This is a genomic window from Janthinobacterium sp. GW822-FHT07A03 (genome assembly GCF_058798815.1).
The window spans coordinates 624713-651269 of the sequence record NZ_JBXAKW010000002.1; the positions used below are offsets into that span (position 1 = coordinate 624713).

28 protein-coding genes are annotated in these 26557 nt (G+C 65.0%); 22 read left to right on the top strand and 6 right to left on the bottom strand.

The window, feature by feature from the left end; genetic code table 11:
- Positions 1-4: 4 nt before the first annotated feature.
- A complete protein-coding gene (locus AC1RJW_RS08915) occupies positions 5-766 on the bottom strand; it encodes a substrate-binding periplasmic protein (protein WP_493044601.1) in 762 nt (253 codons plus the stop codon).
- 137 nt (positions 767-903) lie between these two features.
- On the opposite strand from AC1RJW_RS08915, the gene pnuC reads away from it, so the two are divergent.
- Positions 904-1494, top strand: coding sequence for a nicotinamide riboside transporter PnuC (pnuC, locus tag AC1RJW_RS08920; RefSeq protein WP_493044602.1), 591 nt, complete (start codon positions 904-906; stop codon positions 1492-1494).
- Positions 1495-1824: 330 nt separating this feature from the next.
- Positions 1825-4383: a TonB-dependent receptor gene (locus AC1RJW_RS08925; RefSeq protein ID WP_493044603.1), complete on the top strand. Its 2559-nt coding sequence runs from the start codon at positions 1825-1827 to the stop codon at positions 4381-4383.
- Here the strand turns inward: AC1RJW_RS08925 and AC1RJW_RS08930 are convergent.
- Complete coding sequence (locus AC1RJW_RS08930) at positions 4380-5183, bottom strand: response regulator transcription factor (protein ID WP_493044604.1); 804 nt, start codon at positions 5181-5183, stop codon at positions 4380-4382. The genes AC1RJW_RS08925 and AC1RJW_RS08930 overlap by 4 nt on opposite strands.
- A gap of 397 nt (positions 5184-5580) precedes the next feature.
- Here AC1RJW_RS08930 and AC1RJW_RS08935 point away from each other — a divergent pair, with 397 nt between their 5' ends.
- The 4 genes from AC1RJW_RS08935 (at position 5581) to AC1RJW_RS08950 (ending at position 10233) form a co-directional block, all read left to right on the top strand.
- Positions 5581-6063, top strand: a complete 483-nt coding sequence (locus tag AC1RJW_RS08935; RefSeq protein ID WP_493044723.1) for a Csu type fimbrial protein — start codon at positions 5581-5583, stop codon at positions 6061-6063.
- A gap of 12 nt (positions 6064-6075) precedes the next feature.
- Positions 6076-6804 carry a fimbrial biogenesis chaperone gene (locus AC1RJW_RS08940; protein WP_493044605.1) on the top strand — a complete coding sequence of 243 codons (729 nt, stop codon included), beginning with the start codon at positions 6076-6078 and terminating at the stop codon, positions 6802-6804.
- Positions 6805-6868: 64 nt separating this feature from the next.
- Positions 6869-9226: a fimbria/pilus outer membrane usher protein gene (locus AC1RJW_RS08945; protein WP_493044606.1), complete on the top strand. Its 2358-nt coding sequence runs from the start codon at positions 6869-6871 to the stop codon at positions 9224-9226.
- A complete protein-coding gene (locus AC1RJW_RS08950; protein ID WP_493044607.1) occupies positions 9226-10233 on the top strand; it encodes a Csu type fimbrial protein in 1008 nt (335 codons plus the stop codon). Before AC1RJW_RS08945 ends, AC1RJW_RS08950 begins: the two co-directional genes overlap by 1 nt.
- Here AC1RJW_RS08950 and AC1RJW_RS08955 read toward each other — a convergent pair.
- Positions 10230-10466, bottom strand: coding sequence for a hypothetical protein (locus AC1RJW_RS08955; RefSeq protein ID WP_493044608.1), 237 nt, complete (start codon positions 10464-10466; stop codon positions 10230-10232). The genes AC1RJW_RS08950 and AC1RJW_RS08955 overlap by 4 nt on opposite strands.
- Position 10467: 1 nt before the next feature.
- Between AC1RJW_RS08955 and AC1RJW_RS08960 the strand changes: the two genes are divergently transcribed.
- The 5 genes from AC1RJW_RS08960 (at position 10468) to AC1RJW_RS08980 (ending at position 13083) form a co-directional block, all read left to right on the top strand.
- On the top strand, positions 10468-10626 hold the full coding sequence (locus AC1RJW_RS08960; RefSeq protein ID WP_493044609.1) for a hypothetical protein: 159 nt from the start codon (positions 10468-10470) through the stop codon (positions 10624-10626).
- 93 nt (positions 10627-10719) lie between these two features.
- Positions 10720-11277 carry a winged helix-turn-helix transcriptional regulator gene (locus tag AC1RJW_RS08965; RefSeq protein ID WP_326457457.1) on the top strand — a complete coding sequence of 186 codons (558 nt, stop codon included), beginning with the start codon at positions 10720-10722 and terminating at the stop codon, positions 11275-11277.
- A 172-nt stretch (positions 11278-11449) separates the two neighbouring features.
- Entirely contained in the window at positions 11450-11887 is a 438-nt protein-coding gene (locus tag AC1RJW_RS08970) for a CHRD domain-containing protein (RefSeq protein ID WP_493044610.1), read from the top strand.
- 99 nt (positions 11888-11986) lie between these two features.
- Complete coding sequence (locus AC1RJW_RS08975) at positions 11987-12940, top strand: AEC family transporter (RefSeq protein WP_493044611.1); 954 nt, start codon at positions 11987-11989, stop codon at positions 12938-12940.
- Complete coding sequence (locus AC1RJW_RS08980) at positions 12937-13083, top strand: hypothetical protein (RefSeq protein WP_493044612.1); 147 nt, start codon at positions 12937-12939, stop codon at positions 13081-13083. The genes AC1RJW_RS08975 and AC1RJW_RS08980 overlap by 4 nt, the downstream gene beginning before the upstream one ends.
- Here the strand turns inward: AC1RJW_RS08980 and AC1RJW_RS08985 are convergent.
- Both AC1RJW_RS08985 and AC1RJW_RS08990 read right to left on the bottom strand, forming a co-directional pair.
- Positions 13067-13720, bottom strand: coding sequence for an FMN-binding negative transcriptional regulator (locus tag AC1RJW_RS08985; protein WP_493044613.1), 654 nt, complete (start codon positions 13718-13720; stop codon positions 13067-13069). The genes AC1RJW_RS08980 and AC1RJW_RS08985 overlap by 17 nt on opposite strands.
- On the bottom strand, positions 13721-14182 hold the full coding sequence (locus tag AC1RJW_RS08990) for an OsmC family protein (RefSeq protein ID WP_493044614.1): 462 nt from the start codon (positions 14180-14182) through the stop codon (positions 13721-13723). It lies immediately after the preceding gene.
- Between the two features lie 107 nt (positions 14183-14289).
- Between AC1RJW_RS08990 and pdxR the strand changes: the two genes are divergently transcribed.
- From pdxR to AC1RJW_RS09045, 11 genes are all read left to right on the top strand, one after another.
- Positions 14290-15768, top strand: a complete 1479-nt coding sequence (gene pdxR, locus AC1RJW_RS08995; RefSeq protein ID WP_493044615.1) for a MocR-like pyridoxine biosynthesis transcription factor PdxR — start codon at positions 14290-14292, stop codon at positions 15766-15768.
- A gap of 38 nt (positions 15769-15806) precedes the next feature.
- Positions 15807-16370, top strand: coding sequence for a DNA-3-methyladenine glycosylase I (locus AC1RJW_RS09000; protein WP_493044616.1), 564 nt, complete (start codon positions 15807-15809; stop codon positions 16368-16370).
- Complete coding sequence (gene mnmC1, locus AC1RJW_RS09005; protein WP_493044617.1) at positions 16370-18001, top strand: FAD-dependent 5-carboxymethylaminomethyl-2-thiouridine(34) oxidoreductase MnmC1; 1632 nt, start codon at positions 16370-16372, stop codon at positions 17999-18001. The genes AC1RJW_RS09000 and mnmC1 overlap by 1 nt, the downstream gene beginning before the upstream one ends.
- A gap of 228 nt (positions 18002-18229) precedes the next feature.
- Entirely contained in the window at positions 18230-18727 is a 498-nt protein-coding gene (locus AC1RJW_RS09010; RefSeq protein WP_493044618.1) for a rhodanese-like domain-containing protein, read from the top strand.
- 19 nt (positions 18728-18746) lie between these two features.
- Positions 18747-19733: a serine O-acetyltransferase EpsC gene (gene epsC / locus AC1RJW_RS09015; protein ID WP_493044619.1), complete on the top strand. Its 987-nt coding sequence runs from the start codon at positions 18747-18749 to the stop codon at positions 19731-19733.
- Positions 19734-19740: 7 nt separating this feature from the next.
- The gene (locus tag AC1RJW_RS09020; RefSeq protein ID WP_086147172.1) at positions 19741-19965 is read left to right on the top strand and encodes a helix-turn-helix domain-containing protein; all 225 of its coding nucleotides are present in this window, start codon (positions 19741-19743) and stop codon (positions 19963-19965) included.
- A 117-nt stretch (positions 19966-20082) separates the two neighbouring features.
- Positions 20083-21012: a family 2A encapsulin nanocompartment shell protein gene (locus AC1RJW_RS09025; RefSeq protein WP_070221598.1), complete on the top strand. Its 930-nt coding sequence runs from the start codon at positions 20083-20085 to the stop codon at positions 21010-21012.
- Positions 20987-22810, top strand: a complete 1824-nt coding sequence (locus AC1RJW_RS09030; protein WP_493044620.1) for a family 2A encapsulin nanocompartment cargo protein cysteine desulfurase — start codon at positions 20987-20989, stop codon at positions 22808-22810. The genes AC1RJW_RS09025 and AC1RJW_RS09030 overlap by 26 nt, the downstream gene beginning before the upstream one ends.
- Before the next feature lie 172 nt (positions 22811-22982).
- Positions 22983-23702 (top strand): sensor histidine kinase, encoded by a 720-nt coding sequence (locus AC1RJW_RS09035; RefSeq protein ID WP_493044621.1) that lies wholly within the window; start codon positions 22983-22985, stop codon positions 23700-23702.
- An 11-nt stretch (positions 23703-23713) separates the two neighbouring features.
- A complete protein-coding gene (locus AC1RJW_RS09040; protein WP_493044623.1) occupies positions 23714-25444 on the top strand; it encodes a response regulator in 1731 nt (576 codons plus the stop codon).
- 28 nt (positions 25445-25472) lie between these two features.
- Positions 25473-25724, top strand: coding sequence for a hypothetical protein (locus AC1RJW_RS09045; RefSeq protein ID WP_475417169.1), 252 nt, complete (start codon positions 25473-25475; stop codon positions 25722-25724).
- A 21-nt stretch (positions 25725-25745) separates the two neighbouring features.
- On the opposite strand, the gene AC1RJW_RS09050 is transcribed toward AC1RJW_RS09045, so the two are convergent.
- Positions 25746-26468, bottom strand: a complete 723-nt coding sequence (locus tag AC1RJW_RS09050) for a PhaM family polyhydroxyalkanoate granule multifunctional regulatory protein (protein ID WP_493044624.1) — start codon at positions 26466-26468, stop codon at positions 25746-25748.
- Between the last annotated feature and the right edge of the window lie 89 nt (positions 26469-26557).

Here is a 26557-nt window from a genome sequence, read left to right on the forward strand (position 1 = left end):
CGCCTTACGGCGCGTCGTAGCGGGCGCGTATCGCCGCCAGCACGCCGCGCTGCTCCAGGCGCGTGATGGCGGCGTTCAGGCGCGCCAAGTCGGCCGTGCTGGTGCTGTGCGCATTGAGCATCAGGTGCACGGGCGCGCGCAGGGCGAGGAAGGGCAGGGCGGTCAAGGCGACGCCCTGCAGGCGCGCTTCGTGGCGCACGGCCAGCACGTCGCCCAGCAGCAGATCGGCGCGGCCCGCGTCGAGCATGCGCAACCCCTGCTGGAAGCTGCCGAAGGTGTTCAGGCGGCCGTCTTTTTCCATTGCCGGACGGGCCGCCGCATAGTCTGCCCCATACCAGCCCACCTTGGGCGCCAGCAGGGTAGACTTGCCGCGCGCCAGCTGGCCGAAACTGCCGACATGGCGCTGCGCGGCGGGCGTGCCAGCCTTGCCGAAGACGCCGACGGCTTCATCGCGATACGAGAGGGAGAAGCGGGCATAGGACTGGCGTTCCGGCGTTTCGGACGCGGCCAGCATCAGGTCCAGTCCCCCTTTCTGGAACAGCAGCTGGCGCCGCGCCGTGGGCAGTTCGGGCACGGTCAGCAAGGTGCAGCGCGCTTCCTTGAAGATGGCGCGCAGTAATTCCAGGTCCAGCCCCGTATAGTTGCCCTGGGCGTCGCGATACAGGTATGGCGGCCATTGCTCGAGCGCCATCGTCATGCGGCAGGCCAGGGCGGGCAGGACGCTGCCGAGCAGCGTTGCCGCAAGCAGCACGTGGCGCAAGCGCATGGAACATCTCCGCAGTGGTTCAAGGGGTACTGCTTGCCAATTTGCCAGAATGGCCACGAAAGTCAAGCAGTGCATGGCCGGTTGCGGATATCAAATGGGCTATAGTGGCGGCCTGCCTTCATTCAAAGGAAATCCGCTTGACTCCCCCGCTCGAAATCGCCGCCAATGTCTTGATGACTGCCTCCATCATCCTGGCTGGACGCAACAACATTCATTCCTGGTGGATCGGCATCGTCGGCTGCGTGCTGTTCGCCGTGCTGTTTTTCCAGGTCAACCTGTACGCCGACGTGATGCTGCAGCTGTTTTTCATCGTCACCTGCGTCATCGGCTGGCTGCAATGGCGGCGCGGCGCGGGCGGCAAACCGTTGCCGATCACGCGCGCGGGCTGGCGCAGCCTGGCCTGGGTGGTACCGGCCGGCATCGCCTCCGTGGTGATCTACGGCATGCTGCTGCACCGCTTTACGAATGCCTACGCGCCCTTCATCGATTCGGCAGTGTTGGTATTTAGCATCATTGCGCAATTTCTGCTGATGAGCCGGCGCATCGAGACCTGGGCTTTCTGGCTGCTGGTCAACACCGTGGCCGTGCCGCTCTACTACAGCCGCGGCCTGCACCTGACGGCCGTGCTGTATGCGGCTTACTGGGTCAATGCCGTCATTTCCTGGTACTGGTGGGGCGTGCAGGCGCGCCGCGCGGCGGCCGCGCCGCAGGCGATGGCCGACGCTTGATATTGCCAAAGACCAAGTCCTTAGATTTAAATCGTATATACAATCAATTTTTAATTCGTTCACGCCATAAAGACGCCGGGATATAGTGGCCTTTCCCCGCTTACCGGTGTCTTTTATGTTGCGTTTTAGTCTTTCTCCCTGTTTTTATGCCGCCCGGCACCAGCTGACCATGCAATGCATGGCGCAGTGGATGCCGGTGCGTGCCCGTCCACGCATCCTGTAACTCCTTCACACCCCCGTCGTCGTTTTGCCCGCAGGCCCACCCAGCCCGCGTGCCCCTGCTCGGCCTTTTTTATCTGGAAAAGGCTGCAATCCCAATAAGAGGAAACCATGTTCAAACCACTCGCCATCAGTCTTGCCATCGCCGCCGCCTTTCCTGCCTTCGCCCATGCGGAGGAGGAAATGCTGCGCGTTAACGTCACCGGATCGAATATCCGCGTCAGCGAAAAGGAGGGCGCCAGCGCCGTGCAAGTCATCACGGCCAAGGAATTGAAAGCCGGCGGCAAGACCAGCGTGTCGGATGTGCTGCGCGCCATCTCGGCCAACAGCGGCAACAGCTACAACGAACAATACACGGGCAGTTTCTCGGCCGGCACCTCGGGCCTGTCGCTGCGCGGCATCGGCCAGAAAAATACCTTGATCCTGGTCAATGGCAAGCGCGTGGCCAGCTATGCGACGGCGCAAAACCTGCAGGAAACCTTTGTCGACCTGAACAGCCTGCCGATGGCGGCCGTGCAGCGCATCGAGGTGCTCAAGGACGGCGCCTCGTCCGTCTATGGTTCCGACGCCGTGGCCGGCGTGGTCAACATCATCCTGTACAAGGAATTCACGGGCACGGACATCACGGCGCAGTGGGGCGGCTCGACCGAAGGCACGGGCCAGCATGAAAAGAGCGCGGCGCTGCAGACGGGTTTCGGCAAGCTCGAGGAAGATGGCTACAGCCTGGTCTTCTCGGTCGATGCGCAGCAGCGCGACAAGCTGCAGCAAAGCGACGTGGCGTGGATGCGCGATGCGGACTTCCGCAACCAGCAGCGTGGCAGCCTGGGCTGGGCCATCACCAACTATGCGGGCACGGACCCGACAAAGACCCTGGGCGGCGTGCGCGGACCATTGCAGCTGGTTAATTATGGCGACATCACGCCCGGCAAGACGGGACAAGTGCTGGCGTATAACCCGTCGCCCTACAAAACCCTGATTCCTGGCATCCAGCGCGTGCACACGGCCGCGCGTGCCACTTTCAAACTGAATGCGGACACGGAAGCGTATGTCGACCTGCTGCACAGTTACTCGCGCGCCGACCAGACCTTCAGCGCGCCATTGACGGTGAACAATGCCACGCGCGTGTGGAACAACGCCACCCAGGCGCTCGACACGATACCCGTCGTGCTGCCTGTCGGCCATCCGAACAATCCGGGCGCTACGCCCCTGCCGTTCACGGCCACCCTGTTCGACCTGGGACCGCGCCTGAAGCAGGACAAGGTCACGTTCTACCGCGCGCTGGCGGGCGTCAAGGGCACGCTGGCGGGCTGGGACTGGGATGCGGCCGTAGGCCACTCCAGCAGCAAGCTGGAGGAAACAGTGCAGAACTTCGTCAACCGCTACGAATTCCAGCAGGTGCTGGCCGACGGCAGCTATAACTTCTTTGATCAAACGCAAAACAGCGAAGCGGTGCGCAACCGCCTGCGCCTGTCGACCCTGCGTCCGGCCGAGTCGACGCTCGACACCGTCGATTTCTCGGCCGCGAAGGATTTGTGGCAGTTGCCGGCCGGTCCGCTGGGCTTTGCCGCCGGCGCGCAGTGGCGCCGCGAAAAGATGGATTCGCAAACCTCGACAGCGGTATTGTCCGGCACCGAGCTGCGCCCGGCGATCAACATCATCAACGGCTCGCGCAGCGTGTCGGCCCTGTTTGCCGAATTTAACGTGCCGGTGGTGAAAGACCTGTCCGTCAACCTGGCGGGCCGCGCCGACCATTACAGCGATTTCGGCAATGCGTTTTCGCCGAAGGCCAGCGCGCGCTACCAGGCGGCGCCGTGGCTGCTGGTGCGCGGCACCGTGTCGCGCGGCTTCCGCGCGCCGTCGCTGCCGGAAATTACGCAAAGCACGGCCGTCAGTTATGTCAGCGTGCTCGATCCGAAGGACCCCGTCACACCGACGCAGACGCGCGGCGTGACGGCCATTACCATCGCCAATACGGCGCTGCGCCCGGAGCGGTCGAATAACCTGAACCTGGGCGTGGTGGTCTCGCCCACCAGCAGTTCGAGCATCGGCCTCGATTACTACCGCATCAGGCAAGATGGCGTGATCGGCACGGAAAGCGCCACCACCACGCTGGCCAACGAAGCTTCGGCGCCGCAAAAGATCACGCGCGACGCCGATGGCCGCATCACGACCCTGTACCGCCAGTACCGCAACCAGGGCCAGCGCGAAGTGTCCGGCATCGACCTGGACCTGCGCCAGCGCTTCGTCGACAAGGACTGGGGCAAGCTGACCCTGGCCGGCCAGCTGAGCCGCGTGCTGCGCTTTGCCGAACCGCTGTCGGACGGCGCGCCGCTCACCGATGGCGCCGGCACCAATTATTTCGGCTCCATCCCGAAATGGCGCGGCGTCACCTCGGCCACCTGGGAGCAGGGCAAGTGGTCGTCCACGCTCACCTGGAATTACGTGGGCAGCTATGCGCAAAATACGCATCTCGATGAATCGGTGGCCGCCTTCAGCACGTTCGACGTGACCACCAGCTGGCAAGTCACGCCAGCGGCGAACGTTACCTTCATCGTGCAAAACCTGGCCAACAAGCGCGCGCCGTGGGATTACTCGGCCTCGGGCTTTGACTATACGCAAGCCGATCCGCGCGGCCGCTTTGCCTCGCTCAAGCTGAACTACAAGTTCTAACCGCCCGCCGCCTGCCGCTGTCCCGTCTGCTCATGCAGGCGCTGGCGGTAGGCGCTGGGCGTGATGCCCATGCGTTCGCGGAAGGCCGTGGCGAAGTTGCCCGCGTTGTGGAAGCCGATCAGCAGGGCGACATCCTGCACGTCGATGTCCGTTTGCTGCAGCAGTTCCACGCCGCGGGCGATGCGCGCTTCGCGGATGAAGGCGAAGACCGTCATGCCCGTCTGCTCGCGGAACATCAGGGTCAGCTTTTCGCGGTAGGTACCCACGCTGCGGGCGATTTCGGACAGGTTGGGCAGGCTGCCCAGGTTGTCGAGGATGAGTTGTTTGACGGCATTGACGAACACCAGGTCCGGATGCTGCTGCCGGTCGCTGATCGGTGTCGCCGCCGGTAAGGTACTGTTGCTTTTACGCATCAATCCCAGGTGGATATGGATGCGCGCGGCCAGTTCTTCCGGCAGGAAGGGCTTCGAAATGTAATCGACGCCGCCCACCTGCAAGCCCATGACGCGCTCCTTGGCGGCGTCGGCGCCGCTGAGAAAGATCACGGGAATCTGTTCCGTCTCGGGATTGGCCTTGAGCAAACGGCACGCCGTGTAGCCATCCATCTCGGGCATGCGCACGTCGAGCAGGATCAGGTCGGGATGCGTGGCCAATGCCAGCTGGTAGCCCTGGTAGCCATTGAAGGCGATGCTGAAGCGGTAGGGCTGCTCGCTGAGCAGCTCCATCAGCATGCGCTGCTCGAACGCGGAATCGTCCACGATCAAGATGTTCTTTTTGATGGTTTCGCTGGTCAATGGCATGGCATGGATGACTTAACCAAATAGCAAGTTGTGGCTTATTATGCCTCGCTTTTTCTTTTTTTTCTGCTTTTCTCGTATTTCAAAAGATGTTTCTCCGCGAGAAGAAGCGCGGATTTCCCAGATCGCCAATAATTCATTCATGCATTGATTTTAAGCAATGTCGATTGCCAAAAAATCTGTTTTGCCAATGCCGCAAAAAATGTCGGAGTCCCCGGCTTCCTGACTCTCGGCACAAGTATTTTGTCGTCCTGGTTTGCGTGCCCAAGAAAACGCCGGCAATACCGTGACTATCCTCGATGCCCCTCAAATTGGCGGGCTCATTAATGATGTTCCATCATCAGGAGGTATCATGTTGCGAGTTATTTTCCCCCGCTTGATCGCTGTCGCCGGTGTCGCCATGGCCAGTACGGCCTTCGTCCCTGGCCAGGCCGATGCCGCCGTGTATCTGAACGGCAGCAACACCGCGACCTTTGACGTCACCCTGAAAATCATCGCCAATTGCACCATCGCGGCGGCCAATCTCGACTTTGGCCAAAGTCAGGGTGTACTGGCTACTGCCGTGAACGTCAATACGACCGTGAATGTCACCTGCACCAACACCACGCTGTACAACGTGGGCTTGACGGCCGGCTCGGGCACCGGCTCGACCGGCACCACGCGCTACATGAGCGGCACGGGCGGCAACCTGGGGACGGTGCAATTCAATCTGTACCAGACGGCCGGCAGCACCTTGTGGGGCGATACCCAGGGCACGAATACCGTCGGCGGCACCGGCAATGGCTCATCGCAGCCGATCACGGTGTACGGCAATATTCCGCCGCAAGCGACACCGGCGCCCGATACCTACAAGTCGACCATCACGGCCACCGTGTACTTTTAAGCCAGGCGCTGCGTGAAGGCCCGTGCCGCCTCCCTGATGAAAAGCGTGCTGGCGCTGCTGGCTTGCTGTGCCGCAGGCGCGAATGGCGCCAATCTGCAGATTTCGCCGGTGACGCTCAATTTGCGCGCCGCACAGAATGCCGCGGGCATCAACCTGCAAAATCTCGGCGACCAGCCCATCTACGGGCAGGTGCGGGTGTTTGCCTGGGAGCAGCGCGATGGCGAGGAAACCTTGGCGCCCACGCAGGAACTGGTGGCCAGTCCGCCGATCGTCGAAATCGCCGCCAACAGCCGGCAGACCATCCGCCTCGTGCACGCCCAGGCCGGCCCCGTTGCGCAGGAAAAGACGTACCGCGTGCTCATCGATGAAGTCAGCCGCGAGGATGAGGCGGGCCGCAGCGGCGTCGATATCCGTCTGCGCTACTCGGTGCCCGTGTTCGTGCTGCCGGCCGGTGCGCCGGGCAAGGAAATACTCGACTGGCAAGTCTTTCGCGAGCGGGGCGAGTGGATGTTGCGTGTCAAGAATAGCGGCAATTTCCATGCGCAGATCGGGGCGATGACGCTGACGAACCAGGCGGGCAAGGAGTTTGTCATCAGCAAGGGGCTGTTTGGCTATGTCTTGGCGGCACGCATGCGCGTCTGGCGCCTGCCCGTCGCCAGGGAGGCCGAACTGGATGGACCGTTGAGTATTGCGGTCAACGTGAACGCAAAGGCGCTCGTTGCCACGAATTCGACACCTTGAAACGGGCCGCCATGGCAGGCGGGCTTGCCGCGCGTCGTGGGCATGGGCACGGCCGGGTTAAACCATGAGACGCGCACTGGCATCCTTGCTGTTGCTGTTGCTGGCCATGGCACCGGTGGCCAGGGCCGATGGAGCGGCCGCCGGGACGGGTGCCGATCCGGGACCGGCCAGCTTGCCCAGCGATCCGATGGCGCCGAATGAACTGTATCTGGAGGTAACTGTGAATGCTGAATCAACCGGGCTGATCTTGCGCTTTACCCAGGTGGGCAAAGGCTTGCGCAGCAGTGTGGCGAACTTGCAGCAGCTGGGGCTGGACCCCGCGCGCCTGGGCGCACCCGGTCAGACCGAGGTGGCGCTCGACGCGATTCCCGGACTCAGCTATGACTATGATGCGGCGCGCCAGAGCGTGTCGCTGCAGGTGGCGGACGATTTGCGCGCGCCGTACCGCATCAGCGCGCGCACGGCGGCGCAGACGCCGCCATCGCGCGTCACGCCGGGTGCCGTCCTCAATTACGAAGCTTATACGGAATTGGGGCAGACGCGGCGTGCCGCCCTGTTCAATGATTTGCGCTATTTCAATGACAGCGGCGTTTTCAGCAATACCGGCACCGTGAACCTGGGGTCGGACCAGCGCAAGTACATGCGCTTCGACACCTTCTGGAGCCATGCCGACCCGGAGACCCTGCAAACGTGGCAGGTGGGCGACCTGATTTCCTCGTCGCTCAGCTGGAGCCGCGCCGTGCGCGTGGGCGGCGTGCAGTGGCGCAAGAACTTCCAGCTGCGCCCCGACCTGCTGACGTTTCCCGTCGCCTCCGTCGATGGCACGGCGCTCGTGCCATCGTCGCTGAGCCTGTACGTCAATGGCGTGCAGCAATATGCGGCCAGCGTGCCCAGCGGTCCATTCGTGCTGAACCAGGTGGCCGGCATCAATGGCGCGGGGCAAGCCACGCTCATCACGCGCGATGCCCTGGGACGCAGCGTGACGACCGTGCTGCCCCTGTATGTCGATACGCGCATGCTGGCCAGCGGCTTGAGCGATTACTCGGTCGAGGCAGGCGCCGTGCGGCGGGACTATGGCCGCCGCCTGTTCGGCTACGAGCGGCAACTGGTTGCCAGCGCGTCCGGCCGCCATGGCGTCAGCGACAGCTTCACCATCGAAGGCCATGCGGAACTGGCTGCCGGCCTGTACCAGGCGGGGGCGGGCGCGCTGGTGCGGCTGGGCCAGGCGGGCGTGCTCAGCGGCTCGCTGTCGGCCAGCGCCGGCCGCAGCCGTGGTGCGCAGCTGGGCGCCGGCTACCAGTACATGGGGCCGCGCTTCAGCATCGATGTGCAAAGCGTGCGCGCCAGCGCCGGGTTTGGCGACCTGGCCTCGCGCGATGGCAGCCCTGTCGTGCGCGCGGCGGACCGCGTCACCGTGAGCCTGCCTTTGCCGGCGGGAAGCAGCATCAGCAGCAGTTATATTGGCTACCGCACCCCCGGCGCGCCGCCATCGAAGCTGGCCACCTTGGGCTATTCGGCGACCCTGTTCCACGGCCTGTTCCTGAACGCCAGCCTGTTCCAGGATTTGCGGCAACGCGAGAAGCGGGGCTTTTATGTCGGCCTGAGCATGGCCTTCGACAACAATCTGGCCATCAGCACGAGCGACAGCCGGCAAAACGGCGAAAGCGGCCGCAGCGTCAGCGCGCAGCGCGCGGCGGACTTTGGCGGCGGCTTCGGCTGGAACTTGCAGGCTGGCACGGTGGGTCGTAATGCCTACCGGCAAGCGCAAGTGGAATACCTGGGCAATGACGGCCGCGTGACTGCGCGCACGCAAAGCAGCAGCATGGGCAATGCTTCCTCGCTGGGCGCGGCCGGCGCGCTGGTGCTGATGGATGGGCATATCGAGGCGGCGCGCCAGGTGGGCAACGGTTTTGCGCTGGTTTCCACGGGCGGCGTGGGCAATATTCCTGTGCTGCATGAAAACCGCCAGATCGGCGTGACGGGCGGGAGCGGCTATCTGCTGGTGCCGAATTTGAATCCCTACGGCAATAACCAGATCAGCATCGCCACGGAGGACCTCGACGTCGATGCGCGCGTGCCCGTGACTAATATCAATGTCGTGCCGCAACACCTGGCCGGCGTGCTGGCGGCCTTTCCCGTCGAACGCTACAGCGCCGCTACCGTCATCGTGCAAGGCGCCGATGGCAAGCCGCTGGCCACGGGCTTGCCCGTGCTGCATGTGCAAAGCGGCAAGCAGACGGTGGTGGGATTTGACGGCATGGTGTTCGTCGACGATCTGCGCGAGCAGAATCAGCTGCAAGTCGGCGAGGGCGACAGTACGTGCACGGTGCGGTTTTCCTATGTGCGCCCGGCGGCGGGCGGCTTGCCCGTGATCGGGCCGCTGCGTTGCGCAGCCGCCGCCAGCGCCGGGGCGGGCCGCTGATGCGCCGCCTGCTGCTATGGCTGACCCTGCTGCTGGGCTGCGCCTGGGGCAGCGTGGCGCAGGCGGCCGATACCTGCACGGTCAGCATGACGAATATCGATTTTGGCGCCGTCAGCCCGATTTCCGGCACCGATTACGTGGCGCAGGCCACGGGCACCTTCAGCTGCCTGTTTTCATCGCTGAACCTGGGACAGTTGCTCACGCCGAACGCGCAAGTGTGCATCTCGCTGGGGCTGGGCACGAATTCCACTTCGGCCCTGCCGCGCAAGCTGGGCAACGGCACCAATCGCATGGAGTACAACGTGTACGTGGACAATTCGTATGCCACGGCGAAGATCTGGGGCGGCGCCGGCGTGGCGGGCGCGCCGTCGACCTTCGGCATGATCCTGTCGGCCGGCTTGCTGGCCCCGCCCGGCACGTATTCCACCACCTTTACCGTGTACGCGAAGATTCCTGCCGGCACGGCCCTGGCCGCCGTGCCGACGGTGGGCAACGCCAATACCGTCTATACGTCGAGCTTTGCCGGCGTGGGCACGTACACCTACACGACCTATGGCCTGATCAACCTGCAGGGTTGCTCGGCCAGCAGCGGCAGCTTCGGTTTCACGGTGAATGCCACGGCCGTCAACGACTGCACCATCGCGGCCAGTCCGATGGCGTTCGCGAACGCCTCCATCCTGACGGGCAACTTGCGCAGCACCAGCACCTTGTCCGTGCGCTGCGTGAATAACAATGCGTACCAGATTGCCCTGAACGGCGGCAGCGTGGCGGCCAATGTGGCGAACCGGCAAATGAAAAACATTGTAACGACGGACAAGGTCAGCTACCTGCTGTCCGCCACGCTCGATGGCCCGCTGTGGGGTGATGGCACGGCAGGCACCAGCATGGTGACAGGCACGGGCACGGGCGCCAGCGTGCCGCTGACGATTTACGGCCGCGTGCCGGCGCAGGTGTCGCCGCGTCCCGGCGACTACAAGGACACGGTGACGGCAACGATTTATTTTTAGAACGTGACGGTGACGAGGCCGGCGCCCGACGGCGTTGTCTGCTGGAGCAGCAGGTAGGGCGTGTTGTGCTGGCAGCGCACCTGGGTGCCGCCGCGCTGCGAGACGACCGTGCACGCTTCGTGGACGACGAAGGTGGCCTGGAGCGTTGCGGAAGAGACGGTACCGGCGGTGGTGGTCTGGCAAAGGGACAGGGCGAACAGGGCAGGCAGTACGGCAAGCTTCAAAGGGGTCATCGTGAACGCAGTGAGTGAAAAACGGGCGTGGGCAGCAGCGCTGGAAGGCGTGGCTGACACCGTTTTTCGCACCGGGATTGGGAGAGCAGAACCAGCCATGATTGTACTTGAAACAGGAAAGTGTGAGTTTTTGCGTATTTTCACGCCGCTGCCGGGATGAGCAGGTCGCTTGCAAAATGATAGTAACTAAGTTTCCGTGTTGCAACTGAAAGACTTTTCGATTGTTGTGTTGAATCAATGTGAGGAGATGGTCATGAAACATACCAACTTTAATAATTTGCCTTGCCCGATCGCTCGCAGCCTGGGCAAGGTGGGCGAATGGTGGAGCATCCTCATCCTGCGCGAAGCGTTTTATGGCAAGACGCGTTTCGACGAATTTGAAAAAAGCCTCAAGATCGCGCCCACCATCCTGACGCGCCGCCTCGCCGACCTGGTGGAAGGGGGCCTGATGACACGCCGCCTGTATTGCGCCAAGCCGCCCCGCTACGACTATGTGCTGACCAAGTCCGGGCGCGCCTTCAAGCCCGTCCTGCTGGCGTTTATCGCCTGGGGCAACGAGAACTTCGCGCCCGAAGGCGCCAGCCTCGTCATCGCCAGCCGCGACACGGGCCTGGCCGCCGATCCGGTGCTGGTCGATGCGACGACGGGCTTGCCCATCAATGACGAGTATTACGCGTTCGCGCCCGGGCCGGCCGCCAGCGACAGCATGCGCAGCATCATCCTCGATGCGGAAAAAAGCAGCGGCATCGCGCCCAAGCCCAAGGCAGCGCCAGCCAACCGGGGCTGGGTGGCGGAAGGGCACCTGGCCTGAAGTCGCGCTGGCAGGCGAGCAGCAAGTTTGGCGCAAAGCAAAGCGGGCACGGCGGTATGGCGTTATTCTCACGCTACAGCAAGTTTTTTTGCGTGACACCAGTGCGGCGCAGGCCCGGTTGTGCGGGGCAGGACGCCATCCGCGACCCGATGTCCGTTGAAGGAGTACTGCCATGACCACCTTGCCACAACACGTATGCCGCGCCGCCAGCGTGCTGGCGCTGGCCGCCCTGCTGGGCGCCTGTTCCCATGGCCCGCATCACCCGGGCGGCCATGACGTCACCCTGACGGGCGCGCAGGAAGTGCCGGCCAATACCAGCATGGCCAGCGGCAGCAGCAATATCCGCGTCGGCCACGACCGCAGCGTCAGCGGCGTCGTGCGCTACACGGGCATGGTGGCCACCGTCGCGCATATCCATGAAGCGCCCGCTGGCGCCAACGGCCCCGTCATCGTGCCCCTGATGCAGACCAGCGCCGGCATGTTTGCCGTGCCGGACGGCACCATGCTCACGCCGCCCCAGTATGCGAGCTACCAGGCCGGCAACCTGTACGTGAACGTGCACAGCGCCGCGTATCCGGCCGGCGAGATCCGCGCGCAGCTCAAGCCATAGCCGGCGACCGGCGTTTTCTCCGAAACCTCCTTGGGCCGCGCGAGCGGCCTTTTTTTGCGCCAGGCGACCAGCCAGTGCGGCGCGCTACAATGGCGCTTCATGCTGACCATCCTCGCCATCACCTTTCCCTTCTTCGCCCTGGTGCTGTGCGGCTACCTGGCCGTGCGGCGCAGGCTGCTGCCGCTGGCCGCCATCGGCGGCTTGAACAGTTTTGTCCTGTACTTCGCGCTGCCGTGCATGCTGTACCGTTTCGGCGCCGCCACGCCCATCGCGCAGCTGCTCGACGCCAGCGTGTTCGGCGTGTACCTGCTGTGCGCCCTGATCATGGTAGGCGTCACCACCGCCATGACCCTGAGCCACCGCATCGACTGGAACAATGCGGCCTTCGGCGCGCTGGTGGCGGCCTTCCCGAACACGGGCTTCATGGGCGTGCCCCTGCTATTGACCCTGCTCGGCCCCCGCTCCTCGGGGCCCGTCATCGTCACCATCATCGTCGACATGCTCATCACCAGTTCGCTGTGCATCGCCCTGTCGCGCATCGGCAGCGGCGGCGCGCATGGCAGCCGCGCCGCCGTCGTCAACGCCATGAAGGGCATGGCGGGCAACCCGATGCCGTGGGCGATCGTGCTCGGTGCCCTGTCGTCATGGCTGGAGCTGGCCTTGCCCAAGCCTTTGATGCAGACGGTGGGCCTGCTGGCCGATGCCGCCTCTCCCGTGGCACTGTTTACCATCGGCGCCGTGCTGGCCCGCTCGCAGATGAGCACGAGCGACCCGGCGCCGCTGGGGGAATATGTGCCGGTGGCGCTGAAAAAACTGCTGCTGCATCCGTTGCTGGTGTGGGGCATCGGCCACGCGGCCATCGCGCTGGGCGCGCCGCTCGAGCCGTTCGCGCTGACCTGCATGGTGCTGGTGGCCTGCCTGCCCAGCGCCAGCAACGTCTCGCTGCTGTCGGAGCGCTTCGGCGCGAACACGGCGCGCATCGCCCGCATCGTCCTCGTCTCGACGGCGCTGTCGTTCCTGACGTTTTCGGCGGCCGTCAGCTGGCTGACGTGAGGGAACACTCAACGTCCCGGGGCGCGCCCCGCGCCTTGCGCATCATCGGGAGCACAGCGACGGCGCGCATCGCCCGCATCATCCTCGTCTCGACGGCGCTGTCGTTCCTGACATTTTCGGCGGCCGTCAGCTGGCTGACGTGACGTTGGCGGCGATCAGCGCACCCAGCGCCTGCGCTGCGCCGGGTTGATGGTCCAGCGTCAGGCCATGCGCCATGCTGGCCTGGTCCTGCATGCTGCGGTTCTGCCCCAGCTTCCATTTGCCCGTGAGGCGCGTGAGGGGAATTTCGATGCCGACGATGGCTTTCAGCATCTTGTCGATATAGTCGGCCGGCGCATCGCCCACCTTCCACGGTGCGGCTTGATCTGCCTCATGGCGCGCCGTCAGCCGCTCCACCAATCCCAGCAGCCATGCCGCATCGTCGATGGCGCGCAGGGGGCCGTGCGCGTGTACCACCGCGTAGTTGAAGGTGGGCACTTCCTTGCCGCTGCGCTGCTTTTCCGCATACCAGGCGGGCGTGATGTAGGCGTGCGGCCCCTGGAAGATCACCATGCACTCATCGTTTCCGCCGGCGGCGCGCCACAGCGGGTTGGCGCGCGCCACGTGGGCGCGCAGGATGCCGAATGGCGCCTCGGGCGTGGGCGCGGCGATCTCGAACGGCAGATGGTCGGCGCACAGGCCATCGGCACCGTGGCGCACCAGCGCGCCCAGCGGATGCGCGTCGATCAGGCCATGCAGCACGTCGAGGCGCTCTTCGCGGAAGGTGGCGGGCGTGTACATTCAATGGGCTCCTTGCACGACGACGTCGGCCGTCAGCGAATTGGCGATGTAGCAGCGCTCGTGCGCGTCGTGGTGCAGGGCGGCCAGCGCTTCGGGCGAGGGCGGCGTTCCCGCGAAGGCGATGCGCGGACGCAGCACGATGCGCGTCATGGCCAGGCGGCCCGCGGCATTTTTTCCCAGCTCGCCGACGGCGGCGTCGCGGTAGTCGTCGATGACGTAGCCGCGCTGCGCTGCCAGCGACAGGAAGAACAGCATGTGGCAGCTCGACGTGGCGGCCACCAGCGCCTCTTCCGGGTCGATATTTGCCGCCACGGACATGGGCAGCGGCACGGACAGGGGCGACGACGAGGCGGGTACCGTCAGGCCGCCGTCGAACTGCCATTCATGGCCGCGGCTGTAGCGCTGGCCGGCGAAATCCTGGCCGTCGCGCTGCCAGGCCACGGTGGCGAAAAACTGATGCATGGATGCTCCGCAAGAGTAGAAGGGGATGCGCCATCTTAGCGCCAGTCTTGGCTATTTAAAACAGCCAATAAGTGCTATCTTGAAGCTACCAATTCGAGAGCCACACTATGCCAGCTTCCCACCTGAACCAGCTCATCGCCACCCTGCCGCTGCAGCGCGGCGCCAGCGAACCGCTGTTCCGCCAGCTGTATGCGGCCATCAAGGCGGCCATCCTCGATGGCCGCATGAGTCCCGGCATGCAGCTGCCGCCCACGCGCGATTTTTGCCGCCTGCTGGCCGTGTCGCGCCAGACGGTGCTCAATGCGTATGCGCTGCTGACGGCTGAAGGCTACCTCGATGGCGCCGTCGGGCGCGGCACCTTTGTCAGCCGCGAGGTGCCACTGCCGGTACCGCCGGCCGCTACGCCCGGCCTGCTGCGGCCCTTGTCGGCGCGCGGTCAGGGCGTGGTGGCGGCCATGCGCCAGGTGGCGTTCCACCGGGGGCCGCTGCGCGCTTTCCGCGTCGGCATGCCGCGCATCGACCATTTTCCATTTGACGTGTGGAACCGCCTGGAAGCGCGGCGCTGGCGCCGGCCCGACCACCAGTTCGGCTACAGCGACCCGGCCGGCTACCTGCCGCTGCGCGAACTGCTGTGCGTGTACCTGAAGGCGTCGCGCGGCGTCCAGTGCACGCCGCAGCAGATCGTCATCACCTCCGGTTCGCAGCAGGCGCTGTTCATGCTGTCGACCATCCTGCTGGCGCCCGGCGACGCCGCCTGGATGGAGTCGCCCGGCTACCGGGGCGCCAGCGGCCCCTTGCGCGCGGCCGGCGCGCGCGTGTTTCCCGTTCCCGTCGATGCGCAGGGGCTGGACGTGGCCTATGGCGTGGCGCATTGCCCGCAGGCGAAGCTGGCGTACGTGACGCCGTCGCACCAGATGCCGCTGGGCGTGAGCATGAGCTTGCCCCGCCGCCTGGCCTTGCTGGCCTGGGCCGCGCAAAATAAAGCGTGGCTGGTGGAAGACGATTACGACAGCGAATACCGCTACACGGGCGCGCCGCTGGCCTCGCTGCAAAGCCTGGACCGGGCCGGCTGCGTGGTCTACGTGGGCACCCTGTCGAAAGTGCTGTTTCCCGGCCTGCGCCTCGGTTACATGGTGGCGCCGCCCGCGCTGGCCGAAGCGCTGGTGCAGGCCAAGGCCGTGATGGACCGCCACACGGCCATCGTGCCCCAGATGGCGCTGGCCGACTTCATCGCCGAGGGCCACTTTGGCCGGCATATCCGCCGCACGCGCGACAGCAATGCCGAACGGCGCGACCTGCTGGTGCGCGGCCTGGCGCGCGAACTCGACGACCAGCTCGCGTGCGGCCCGGCCGACAGCGGCCTGGAACTGTGCGCGTATTTTCGCGGCGGCCACGATGAAGAAACGGTGGCGCGCGCGGGCCTGGCGCGGGGCATCGAACTGCGCCCGCTGGGCCACTATGCCGACCCGGCGGCGGGCCCCGAGTGCGCCACGCCGCCCGGGCTGCTGCTGGGCTTTGCGGCCATTCCCCCGGCCGAGATGGCGCACGGCCTGCTTGAATTGGGGCGCATCCTGCGCGGCCGATAATCTATACTGGGACTTGCCTGCACATGAAGACGACGACCATGACCATTACCCGCTGCTCCTGGGCCAATCCGGCCAATCCCCGCTACCTTGCGTATCACGACACGGAGTGGGGCGTGCCCTGCCACGACGAGCGCAGGCTGTTCGAGATGCTGAACCTGGAAGGGGCGCAGGCTGGCCTGAGCTGGGAAACCATCCTCAACAAGCGCGACACCTACCGTGCCGCCTTCGACGACTGGGATGCGGAAAAGATCGCCGCGTACGGCCCGGACAAGGTGGCGCAGCTGCTGGCGGACTCCGGCATCGTGCGCAACCGCCTGAAGGTGGCGGCTGCCATCACGAATGCGCAAGCCTACCTGCGCCTGCGCGCGGAAGGCCAGACCCTGGACAGCTTCCTGTGGGCGTATGTCGATGGCCAGCCCATCGTCAACAGCTGGCAGCCCGGCGCATTCCCTGCCAAGACGGCCTTGTCCGACAAACTGTCGAAAGACTTGCTCAAGCGGGGCTTCAAGTTCGTCGGCTCGACCATCATCTACGCCTACATGCAGGGCATCGGCATGGTCAACGACCACGCGCCCGCCTGCTTTTGCCGCGCGGGGCATTGATGCGCCGCGCACACGTCCTGCTCGACACGGATTTTGACGGCGCCCGCCTGCGCGCCGCCTGTGCCGCGCATGGCGGGCGCCGCCTGCATTACATCGCGCTGGCGCCGCGGCCCGTCGACGCCAGCCACTTGCCCGAGGAGTGGCGCACGCAATGGCCGCCCTGCGTGCCTGGCCTGCACCGCATGGTCGCGCGCGACGGCCTCGTCACACTCGATGTGCTGATCGGCGAGCCCGATGCCTGCCTGGCGCAATTGTCGGCGCGAGTCGATGAAGTGCACCTGGCCTGGGTGCCGGCCGCCACGCCGGTGCTGGCGCGCCTGATGGCCGATGGCGCCCGCCTGCAAGCGGTGCACCTGGAGGAAGCGCAGCGCGCGGCCCTGCAACAGCATGGTTTCGTGTTTGACGAGAGCCGTTTGCGCGCCGTGTTTTACGCCCGGCGCGGAGAATCCGTGAGCGCCGTGGCGCCCGAGCGGCGCGCCATCGTCATCGGCGCGGGCGTGGCCGGCGCCGCCGCCTGCGAACGGCTGGCCGCGCGCGGCTGGAAGGTGACTCTGGTCGAACGCCACGCGCAGCCGGCCAGCGAGGCGTCGGGCAACCTGGCCGGCATCTTCATGCCGCAGTTGTCGAAGGATGACAATATCGCCACGCGCCTGGTGCGCGCCGCCTACCTGTACTCGCTGCGCTACTGGCAAGACCTGGGCGGCATCGGCGCCGTCTTTGATGGGGCGCAATGCGGTGTGCTGCAGCTGGCGCGCGATGCAGAACACGCGTACGTGCAGCGGCAGATCGCCGCCAGCGGCCTGTATCCGCGCGAATTCGCCCGCTGGCTGGAGGCGCCCGAGGCGGCCGCCATGCTGGGCGCGCCGGCGCCCGATGGCGCCTGGTGGTTCGAGCAGGGCGGCTGGGCGCGCCCGTCTTCCGTCTGCGCGGCCATGCTGGACGCCTGCGGCGCCTTGCTCACGCGGCGTTTTTCCAGCAGCGCCCTGCGCCTGGAACGTGGCGATCAGGAGTGGCTGGTGCGCGATGCGCAAGGCGCCCTGATCGCGGCGGCGCCCAACGTCATCCTGGCGGCCGGCACGGGCGCCGTAGCCTTTGAACAGGCGGCCGGCCTGCCGCTCGACGCCGTGCGCGGCCAGGTCACGCACCTGGCCGCAGGCAGCTTGCCAGCGCTGCCGTTCGTCGTCTGCCGCGAAGCCTACATGACGCCGGCGCAGCAGAACATTGTCTGCGTGGGCGCCAGCTACGATGCGGACGCGGACGCCAAGCTGCGCCCGTCGAGCCAGGAGGAAAATATCGCGAAGATCGCCGACATCCTGGACGTCGCCCCGTTCGACGCGCCGCTGGCCGGGCGCACGGGCTTTCGCTGCGTGGCGCCCGACCGCTTGCCGCTGGCCGGCGCCTTGCCCGACCCGGGCGTGCCGGGCCGCTGCGAGCGCCTGCGCGACGTGCCGCGCTGGCCCGGCCTGTTTGGCTTGCTGGGCTACGCCTCGCGCGGTCTGATCTGGGCGCCGCTGGCGGCCGAGCTGCTGGCTTGCCAGCTGGAGGGGGAGCCGCTGCCTGTCGAGGCGCAACTGGCTGCTGCGATCGACCCAGCGCGTTTTCTGCTGCGCGAGCGCCGCCGCGCTGGTTGAGCGTTGACGCAGAGCAGGCGAGGGCTGGGGTCAACCCCCCAACACAGCTGACGCAAAGCCTGGCGCCAACGCGCGTGAGGGTCTGAGCCCATATGCGGACGCTCCGCGCGTAGTCCCCATATCTGTTTTTCAGCTTTCCAAACTCTTTTTAATTTGTTTTCCGAACAACATAAGTTCGCTACAGTGGACTCGTGCTGGTTTTTGACGACGGAATAAAGAGGTGGACAGATGGCTGCTGCAGAACTGATTTTCGATCCCCGCGCCGCGCATGGCGAGGCGGCGTTTGACGAAGTACTCCATCTCGCGCGCAGCCAGGCGCAGGCGCAGGGCTTGCCGTATGCGGGCATCGTCAGCGCGCAGGATGCGTGGCAGCTGGTGCAGGCCGGAAAAGCCGTGCTGGTCGACGTGCGCACCAACGAAGAACGCACTTTTGTCGGCTACGTGCCCGCCTCGCTGCATGTGGCGTGGGCGACCGGCACGGCCATGAACCGCAACCCCCGCTTTGTGCGCGAGCTGGAAGCGAAGGTGGGCGGCAAGGAAGCCGTCGTGGTGCTGCTGTGCCGCAGCGGCAAGCGCTCGGCCCTGGCGGCTGAAGCGGCGGCCAAGGCGGGTTTTACGCAGGTCTTCAATATCGCACAAGGCTTCGAGGGCGACCTTGATGCACATCAGCAGCGCGGCCACAGCGGCGGCTGGCGCTGGCATGCGCTGCCTTGGCTGCAAGATTAAACCTCTTCCCGGGACCACCATGAACCAGCGAGCCATTCCCCCGGCCTCCCTTGCCGCGCAGCCGCAATGGGAACTGCACCAGATCGTCGATGAATTGCGCGCCGTGCGCGCGCAGTGGCGCGAGGGGCTGGCCAGCAGCCAGGAGTGCGGCGCGCGCGAATTCCCGTCGCGCCAGCATCTGCACGATATCATCAAAGCCCTGTGCGCGGCCTTGTTCCCGATGCGCCTGGGCCCCCTCGACCTGCAGCAGGAGAGCGAGGATTTCTTTGTCGGCCACACGCTCGACACGACCTTGACAGGCCTGCACGAACAGGTGCGGCGCGAACTCAGTTATCACGCGCGCCAGCACGGCTTGCAGCAGACGGTCTCCATCGAACAGCAGGCGCTGGCCATCGTGCAGCGCTTCGCCCGCGCGCTGCCGCGCATCCGCGCCCAGCTCGACACGGACGTGGCGGCCGCCTTCCAGGGCGACCCGGCCGCGCACAGCGTCGACGAAGTGCTGCTGTGCTATCCGGGCATCCTGGCCATCATCCATTACCGCCTGGCGCATACCTTGTACGCGCTCGGTGCGCCGCTGGTGGCGCGCATCATCGCCGAAGTGGCCCATTCGCAGACGGGTATCGACATCCACCCGGGCGCCATCATCGGCAGCAGCTTTTTCATCGACCATGGCACGGGCGTGGTGATCGGCGAGACGGCCATCCTCGGCGAGCGGGTACGCATCTACCAGGCCGTCACCCTGGGCGCCAAGCGCTTTCCCGCCGGCGCCGACGGCGCGCTGAAAAAGGGACTGGCGCGCCACCCCATCGTGCAGGACGACGTGGTCATCTATGCGGGTGCGACGATCCTGGGACGGGTGACCATCGGCCAGGGTTCCGTCATCGGCGGCAACGTCTGGCTGACCCGCAGCGTGGCGCCCGGCAGCCATGTCACGCAAGCGCATAACCAGCAGGAAGCGCCGGAGTTGCCGGCCCCATCCCACCCCGCCTTTGCCCACCATCCATGAGGACAGCATGTTGATCAAACAGTTTGGACTGGCCGTGCGCCAGTTGCGAGAAGGGCATGGCTGGTCGCAGGAACGGCTGGCCGAAGCGGCCGACTTGAACCGCTCGTTCATCGGCGAAATCGAACGGGGCGCCGCCACGCCATCGCTGCTGACGGTGGAAAAGCTGGCCATCGCGCTGGGCGTCGGCCTGGCGGGACTGATGGCGCGCTGCGAACCGGAACTGGTCGATTAAAGCGGGTGGATCAAGCGTCACGATGATGGCGATAGCATGTTGAGAGAAGAGGGGAGACGTCCGATACTTTATTTGTTTTTCAGATAAGCATATTCACTTTTCTCATCAGGAGTAGTCATGACAGTAGCAACAGAGAGCCAGTTTGCGCTGGGCGACAACGCCGCGCGCCAGCTGGCCAATGCAAGCAAGAGCGTCCCCCAGTTATCCACGATCACGCCGCGCTGGCTGGTGCACCTGCTGCAATGGCTGCCCGTGGAAGCGGGTATCTACCGCCTGAACCGCGTGAAAAATCCGAAGGACGTGCGCGTGGCCTGCTCGCAGCGCGACGAGTCGGAACTGCCGCAAACCTTCGTCGACTACGACGACCAGCCGCGCGAGTATTTTCTCAATGCCGTCAGCACGGTGCTCGACGTGCACACGCGCGTGTCGGACCTGTACAGCAGCCCGCACGACCAGATCAAGGAGCAGCTGCGCCTGACCATCGAGACGATCAAGGAGCGCCAGGAAAGCGAATTGATCAACAATCCCGACTACGGCCTGCTGGCCAGCGTGCACGACGACCAGCGCATCTTTACCCTGACGGGCGCGCCCACGCCGGACGATCTCGACGAACTGCTGACGAAAGTGTGGAAGGAGCCGGGCTTCTTCCTCGCCCATCCGCTGGCGATTGCCGCCTTTGGCCGCGAATGCACGCGCCGCGGCGTGCCGCCGCCCACCGTCAGCCTGTTCGGCTCCCAGTTCTTGACGTGGCGCGGCGTGCCGCTGGTGCCGTCCGACAAACTGCCGATCGAAGACGGCAAGACGAAGATCATCCTGCTGCGCGCGGGCGAACAGCGGCAAGGCGTGATCGGCCTGTTCCAGCCTGGCCTGGCGGGTGAGCAAAGCCCGGGCCTGTCCGTGCGGTTCATGGGCATCAACCGCCACGCGATTTCGTCCTACCTGATTTCGCTGTATTGCTCGCTGGCCGTGCTGACCGACGATGCGCTGGCCGTACTGGAAGACGTGGAGATCGGTAAATACCATGACTACCCAGACACCTACAAGTGATGGCGCGGCGGGCTTGCCTGCCGTCCCATTCTTACCTGACGAAGCGACCCTGAACCGCCTGGCCGGGGAATTCTTTGCCCGTTTGCCCGGGTTGGCCCCCGCGTTGGACAAGTCGCCCAGCCTCGGTGGTTCCGGCAGCGTGCTCGATGCGGCGCCCCGCTATGTGAACCGTCCGCCGCCGCAGCCCGGCCCGTCGTTTGCCGCCATCGCCCCCGGCGTGGCGACGGCGCAAGTGCCGCCCGTGACGGCGCCACTGGAAGCACCGATTGCGCCGGCGCCCGCCTCCGTGCCGACGCCGCGCTTGTCGGCGATCAATGCGCCCGGTGCGCCATCGCCGTATTATTTTATCGGTGGCGCACATGGTTATCCGGCGTCGCATGGCAAGCTCGATGGCCTGGCGCAGCAGGGGCTGGGACAATCGGTCCCCGATGACTTAAGAGGGCTGTTTGCCACGCCACAGCAGGCACCCGCGCGCCAGCTGTCCGTGACGCCGTCAACCAGCCAGCCCGCGTTCTATTTCCAGACCGAGCTGCCTGCGCAGTCAGCGGGGACCAAGCCGGGCCACGGGCAAACGCCCGCGCCGTTCGACGTGCATGCCGTGCGGCGCGACTTTCCCGTGCTGGCCGAACGGGTCAACGGCAAGCCGCTGGCCTGGTTCGACAATGCGGCCACCACGCACAAGCCGCAGTCGGTGATCGACCGCGTGTCGTATTTCTATGCGCACGAGAATTCGAACATCCACCGCGCCGCCCACGCGCTGGCGGCGCGCGCCAGCGATGCGTACGAGGCGGCAAGGGCCAAGGTGGCGAACTTTCTGGGCGCCGCCTCGGCCAATGAAATCATCTTCGTGCGCGGCGCCACGGAAGGCATCAATTTGATCGCCAACACGTTCGGCCGCAAGTACATCGGCAGCGGCGACGAGATCATCGTCTCGCAGCTCGAACACCATGCCAATATCGTGCCGTGGCAGCAGCTGGCGGCGGAAAAGGGCGCCACACTGCGCGTGATTCCCGTCGATGACAGCGGCCAGATCATCGTCGACGAGTTCCGCAAGCTGCTCAACGGGCGCACGAAACTGGTATCGGTGACGCAGGTGTCGAATGCGCTGGGCACCGTCACGCCCGTGGCGCAGATTATCGCGCTGGCGCATGCGGCCGGCGTGCGCGTGCTGGTCGACGGGGCGCAAGCCGTGTCGCATTTGCGCGTGGACGTGCAGGCGCTCGGCGCCGATTTCTATGTGTTCTCGGGGCATAAGGTGTTCGGCCCGACGGGCATCGGCGCCGTGTATGGCAAGGCGGACTTGCTCGAGCAATTGCCGCCGTGGCAGGGCGGCGGCAACATGATCGCCGACGTGACGTTCGAGCGCACCGTCTACCAGGGCGTGCCGAACCGTTTCGAGGCGGGCACGGGCAATATCGCCGATGCCGTGGGACTGGGCGCGGCCCTCGATTACGTGCAGCGCATCGGCCTGGAGAACATCGCCGCCTACGAGCACGCGCTGCTGGAATACGCCACGCACCAGTTGCAAGCGATTCCCGGCGTGCGCCTGATCGGCACGGCGTTCGAGAAGGCCAGCGTGGCGTCGTTCGTGCTGGCCGGCTACGAGCCGGCGGAAGTGGGGCGCGCCCTGAACGACGAGGGCATCGCCGTGCGCTCGGGCCACCATTGCGCCCAGCCGATCCTGCGCCGCTTCGGCGTGGAAGCGACCGTGCGGCCATCGTTCGCCTTCTACAATACGTATGAGGAAATCGACCGCATGATCGTCGTGGTGCAACGCCTGGCGGGCGCGCGCCGCTGATATTGCCAGCTTGTCAATATGATGCCGCCCCGGCGCCAGCGGGGGCGGCATTGTTGCGTCAGATCACGGACTTTGCGCGCGGCTGGCTGGCGTCCGCAGGCTGGCGGTATAATTTATCCTTGGCAATATTCAAGCCGCGGCGCCGTGCCGCCGGCGCCCAAGGAGATATCCGGTGGAAGATCAACACAGCTCGCCCGAGCTTTTCCTGTTCCTGGCGTCGACCGTGCACGACATGAAAAACTCGATCAGCGTCGTCAGCGGCACGCTGGAATCCCTGCTGGCTGCCGAGCAGGCGAAAGACGCGCCCCAGGCCGACCCGGCCTACCTGCAGATGGCGCAGATGCTGTACCAGACCAAGCGCCTCAACGATAACCTGATCCAGCTGCTGGCCCTGTACAAGGAAGTGGGCAAGCCCGGCTACCCCTTCGACGTGCAGCCGCAACTGGTGGGCCAGGTCATCGACCAGGTGGTGGACCAGGAAAAGATCCTGCTGACGTCGAAAGGCATCGGCCTGGAGACGGTTTGCCCGCCGGAGCTGATCTGGACCCTCGATGAAGACCTGGTCATCGGCGTGCTGGCGCATGCCATCAACAACGCCATCCGCTATACGCAGGACACCATCCGCCTGTCGGTGCGCGAGGTCGATGGCTTGCTGGAGCTGCGCGTGGAAGACAATGGCGACGGCTATTCGCAAGCCTTGCTCGACGCGGGCAGCGCGGCCATGGATGGCATGGCCGCCGGCGTGAACTTTTCCACCAACAGCACGGGCCTGGGCCTGTATTTTTCCAGCGAAGTGGCGAAGATGCACAAGCACCGGGGGCAGGGCGGCAGCATCGCCCTGGAAAATGGCGGCGCCCTGGGCGGCGGCTGTTTCATCCTGCGCCTGCCCTGAGCGAGGACGCCATGACGACAGACAGCCACGCCACCGCCGCCGAAGCGGGCAGCACCGACTGGGCCGACAAGCATTATCTGCTGGTCGACGACTTCATCGGCATCCGCATCCTGCTGCGCGAATCGCTGCGCAACCTGGGCGCGCGCCATATCGACCAGGCGGCCAGCGGCGGCGAAGCCATGAAGCTGCTGGCCAAGACGCGCTACGACGTGGTGCTGTGCGATTACAACCTGGGTGAAGGCAAGAACGGCCAGCAAGTGCTGGAAGAGACGCGCGTGCGCAACCTGACGGCGCCATCGAGCGTGTGGCTGATGGTGTCGGCCGAAAAAAGCGTGGAATCGGTGATGGGCGCGGCCGAGCACCAGCCCGACGCTTACCTGATCAAGCCGATCACGGAAGGCGTGCTGCTGACGCGGCTGAACCGCGTGTGGCACAAGAAGCAGGTGTTCCGTGAAATCGACCAGGCCTGCATGGAAAAGGATTATCTGCGCGCCGCCAAATTGTGCGATGCGCAGATCGAAGTCAACAAGCTGCACGAGCTGGAATTGCTGCGCATGAAGGCGTCGTTGCTGCTGAAAAGCGGCGAGCCGGAAAAAGCCCGCGCCGTGTACGAAAAAGTGCTGGCCGAGCGCGACTACAGCTGGGCCAGGGCGGGGCTGGGCAAGATCCGCATGAATAACGGCGAACACGAGGCGGCGCGGCAGATCTTCCAGGGCGTCATCGTCGAAAACAAGTACTACATCGATGCCTACGACCAGATGGCCGTCGCCTACCAGCTGATGGGCCAGCACGAGGAAGCGTGCGGCGTGCTGGAAAAGGCGGCGCGCCTGTCGCCCAATTCCGTGCCGCGCCAGCGCAACCTGGGGCTCGCGGCGTTAAAGATCGGCAATGTCAGCATGGCGGAAAAGGCTTTTCGCAAATGTATTTCCATTGGGGAATTTTCCGTCATGAAGACGCCGGACGCCTACCTGGGCCTGGCGCGCGTGTGCGGATTGAAGAAGGATGCCAAGGAGGCGCTGCAGTGGCTGCTGCTGGCGCAGCGCGAATTCTCGCCCGAGCAGATCGGCTTGCGCGCGAAGATCACGGAAGGCATGGTGCACCACGAAACGGGCGATTACCGGCGCGCGCGCAAGTGCGGCGACGAGCTCGAAGCCATGCTGGCCGAGGACCCGGCGCGGCCCGAGAAAAATATCTGCATGGAGCTGGCGACCCTGCTGTTCGCCGTCGGCGTCAAGGATGCGCCGGCCGGCCTGCTGTGCTATGTAGTGAAGAACAACCACGACAACCAGGTGGTACAGGACGAAGTACAGAAAATCTTCGACAAGGCGAAGATGGGCGACGAAGGCACCAGCCTGATCATCGCCTCGCGCAAGGAAGCGTCGGACTTGATGAACAAGGGCGTGCTGCTGTGGAAGACGGACAAGCTCAACGAAGCCGTCGCCTGGATGCGCGCGGCGCGCGAAAAGCTGCCGAACAACCTGCGCATCCTGTTCAATTCCGCGCAAATCATCGTGTCTTTCCTGGAGCAGCGCGGTTACCAGGCGGAATTGGCGGCCGAAGCCATGGAAGTGTTGTTGTATGTAGACAAAATTGCACCAGGGCAGCAGCGCTTCGCGCAATTGATGGAGCAACTGGTGCAGCTGACGCCGCCGCCGGGGCCGGAAGCGGCCGTCGAGGTGGCGGAAAAAACGCCGCCGGTACCGGAAAAAGGGGGAAAATCCGTGCGCGAGCGTGCCGGATGATAAACTAGGGGCCAGCGTGGGTTCGCCCGTGCTTGAGTTGCTCTACAACAATAAGGAAGAAACTATGCGTGATGTGGTCAATGAAGTATACAAAAAAATGAAAGTTGGCGCCGTTGCCTGGGTACGCCCGGTCGCCGCCAAGGGAGACACGCTGGAAACATTCCAGTCTTCGTACGAGCACGCCAAGGCGCTGGCCGACGAAGGCCTGATCACGATCGGTGACGTAAAACGCCAGGCCGACAATCAGATCGAGGCGATCCGCATTCATCGTATCGCCTGATCATATCGCCAGCTTGACGTGCTAGGCCTTGCCTGGCGCTTTCGACTTGGGTGCCGCGCGCTTTGCCGGCGCCTTGCGCAGCGGGGCCTTGGCCTTGGCTGCCGTACCTGCTTCTGCCGGCTTGGCGGATTTGCCGGCCGCCGGCTTGGCCGTCGCTCCAGCCGCGCCACCGCCAAAACTGGCCGCTGCCGCGCTGGCGGCGTCGGGCGACATGGCTGCCGACACGGCCTGCTTGAACTGATCTTGTAACAAATTCCACCAAGCACTTGGATTGGCCAGCTGGGCTGCCGCGTGGCTGCCGGCATCGCCGGGCGCCGCCGCAGCCGGTTCCGGCGCGGGCACCGGCGCGGGAGCCGGTTTCGGTTCAGGTACAGGTGCGGCCTGCTGGAAAAACGCGGAAGCGTAGGGCACCGATTCAAACACGGTTTTCTCGCTGGCACCGGGCTGGGTGATGGCCGCCGCCAGGGATGCGCCCATCGATTTCAGGGTGGCGATGGTGCCGCGCTGCACTTCCAGTGCCTGGATACTGCCGCGCAGCATGCTGGTATTGAGGTTCAGCCAGGCTTCGACGGCTTTCAGGTCGTTGATTTTCTTGTCCAGCTCTTCCACCGACATGGTGGGCGCCGTGATGCCGGGTACGCCCATGCCGGGCACGCTCATGCTGCCCCACAGGTTCTTGACGAAGTCGAGGGTATCGGTCACAACTGCTGCGCCCGGCATTTGGGGCATTTGCGGGTTTGCCATGCGAAATCTCCTGGTAGGTGGATGTGCCTAGCGTAGCAGATATCAGCTTGCAACTGACGCAAAGCCGCCAACATTTTCTTACATAAAAC

Excerpts from the sequence above, each read along its gene's own strand:
- AC1RJW_RS08915 (WP_493044601.1), bottom strand. The coding sequence starts at position 766 with ATGCGCTTGCGCCACGTGCTGCTTGCGGCAACGCTGCTCGGCAGCGTC.
- AC1RJW_RS08925 (WP_493044603.1), top strand. The coding sequence starts at position 1,825 with ATGTTCAAACCACTCGCCATCAGTCTTGCCATCGCCGCCGCCTTTCCT.
- AC1RJW_RS08930 (WP_493044604.1), bottom strand. The coding sequence starts at position 5,183 with ATGCCATTGACCAGCGAAACCATCAAAAAGAACATCTTGATCGTGGAC.
- AC1RJW_RS08935 (WP_493044723.1), top strand. The coding sequence starts at position 5,581 with ATGGCCAGTACGGCCTTCGTCCCTGGCCAGGCCGATGCCGCCGTGTAT.
- AC1RJW_RS08945 (WP_493044606.1), top strand. The coding sequence starts at position 6,869 with ATGAGACGCGCACTGGCATCCTTGCTGTTGCTGTTGCTGGCCATGGCA.
- AC1RJW_RS08950 (WP_493044607.1), top strand. The coding sequence starts at position 9,226 with ATGCGCCGCCTGCTGCTATGGCTGACCCTGCTGCTGGGCTGCGCCTGG.
- AC1RJW_RS08955 (WP_493044608.1), bottom strand. The coding sequence starts at position 10,466 with ATGACCCCTTTGAAGCTTGCCGTACTGCCTGCCCTGTTCGCCCTGTCC.
- AC1RJW_RS08965 (WP_326457457.1), top strand. The coding sequence starts at position 10,720 with ATGAAACATACCAACTTTAATAATTTGCCTTGCCCGATCGCTCGCAGC.
- AC1RJW_RS08970 (WP_493044610.1), top strand. The coding sequence starts at position 11,450 with ATGACCACCTTGCCACAACACGTATGCCGCGCCGCCAGCGTGCTGGCG.
- AC1RJW_RS08975 (WP_493044611.1), top strand. The coding sequence starts at position 11,987 with ATGCTGACCATCCTCGCCATCACCTTTCCCTTCTTCGCCCTGGTGCTG.
- AC1RJW_RS08985 (WP_493044613.1), bottom strand. The coding sequence starts at position 13,720 with ATGTACACGCCCGCCACCTTCCGCGAAGAGCGCCTCGACGTGCTGCAT.
- AC1RJW_RS08990 (WP_493044614.1), bottom strand. The coding sequence starts at position 14,182 with ATGCATCAGTTTTTCGCCACCGTGGCCTGGCAGCGCGACGGCCAGGAT.
- pdxR (WP_493044615.1), top strand. The coding sequence starts at position 14,290 with ATGCCAGCTTCCCACCTGAACCAGCTCATCGCCACCCTGCCGCTGCAG.
- AC1RJW_RS09000 (WP_493044616.1), top strand. The coding sequence starts at position 15,807 with ATGACCATTACCCGCTGCTCCTGGGCCAATCCGGCCAATCCCCGCTAC.
- mnmC1 (WP_493044617.1), top strand. The coding sequence starts at position 16,370 with ATGCGCCGCGCACACGTCCTGCTCGACACGGATTTTGACGGCGCCCGC.
- AC1RJW_RS09010 (WP_493044618.1), top strand. The coding sequence starts at position 18,230 with ATGGCTGCTGCAGAACTGATTTTCGATCCCCGCGCCGCGCATGGCGAG.
- epsC (WP_493044619.1), top strand. The coding sequence starts at position 18,747 with ATGAACCAGCGAGCCATTCCCCCGGCCTCCCTTGCCGCGCAGCCGCAA.
- AC1RJW_RS09020 (WP_086147172.1), top strand. The coding sequence starts at position 19,741 with ATGTTGATCAAACAGTTTGGACTGGCCGTGCGCCAGTTGCGAGAAGGG.
- AC1RJW_RS09025 (WP_070221598.1), top strand. The coding sequence starts at position 20,083 with ATGACAGTAGCAACAGAGAGCCAGTTTGCGCTGGGCGACAACGCCGCG.
- AC1RJW_RS09030 (WP_493044620.1), top strand. The coding sequence starts at position 20,987 with ATGACTACCCAGACACCTACAAGTGATGGCGCGGCGGGCTTGCCTGCC.
- AC1RJW_RS09040 (WP_493044623.1), top strand. The coding sequence starts at position 23,714 with ATGACGACAGACAGCCACGCCACCGCCGCCGAAGCGGGCAGCACCGAC.
- AC1RJW_RS09050 (WP_493044624.1), bottom strand. The coding sequence starts at position 26,468 with ATGGCAAACCCGCAAATGCCCCAAATGCCGGGCGCAGCAGTTGTGACC.